Consider the following 676-nt stretch of genomic DNA (forward strand, 5'->3'; position numbering starts at 1 on the left):
CGATGAGGTTCTGCGACAGGCTCGACCCAAGGCCGGTCAGGCCGAGGCAGCCCNCGACGATCCCGGCAATGGCGCACATGATCGCGATGAACACCGTGGCTTCGCCCGCTTCCACGAAGGTGCGGACATAGGCGCGCGCCGGGCGGCGCATGCTGGGCAGGACCAGCGACATCAGGATCGTGGCGAAGCTGGCCGCGAAGGCCGAGGCCGCCGGGTTCCAGTTCCAGCCAAAGAGCGTCCAGAGCAGGATCGCGAAGGGCACCGCCACCGGGATCATCCGGCGGCCCGCATCGCGCAGGTCCGGAAGCTCGGTCGCGTCGGCGCCTTCCATGCTGGCTTTCACCGCTTCGAGGTGAACCTGAAGGTAGACGCAGAAGTAGAACAGGAGCGCCGGAACCGCCGCCGCGATGGCCACGGTGGCATAGGGAACGGCCAGAAACTCGGCCATGAGAAAGCCGGTGGCGGCCATGACCGGGGGCAGGACGAGGCCGCCGGTGGAGGCGACTGCCTCGACCGCGCCGGCCCGTTCGGGCGAATATCCGACCTTGCGCATCATCGGGATGGTGAGCATCCCGGTGGTGGCCACGTTGGCCGAGGCGCTGCCCGAGAGCGAGCCAAAGAGCGCGCTGGACATGATCGCGACCTTGGCGGGTCCGCCCTTGCGGCGGCCCATCAG

The 676-nt window shown here is 68.7% G+C and carries 1 protein-coding gene; it reads right to left on the reverse strand.

Going from position 1 to position 676, the window contains the following annotated elements:
• Window positions 1-673, reverse strand: a 673-nt coding sequence (locus A3764_RS22700; RefSeq protein ID WP_443069411.1) for a TRAP transporter large permease subunit, incomplete at its 3' end; no start/stop codon positions are given.
• Window positions 674-676 lie beyond the last annotated feature (3 nt).

The organism is Sulfitobacter sp. HI0129 (assembly GCF_001635395.1).
GTDB lineage: Bacteria > Pseudomonadota > Alphaproteobacteria > Rhodobacterales > Rhodobacteraceae > Sulfitobacter.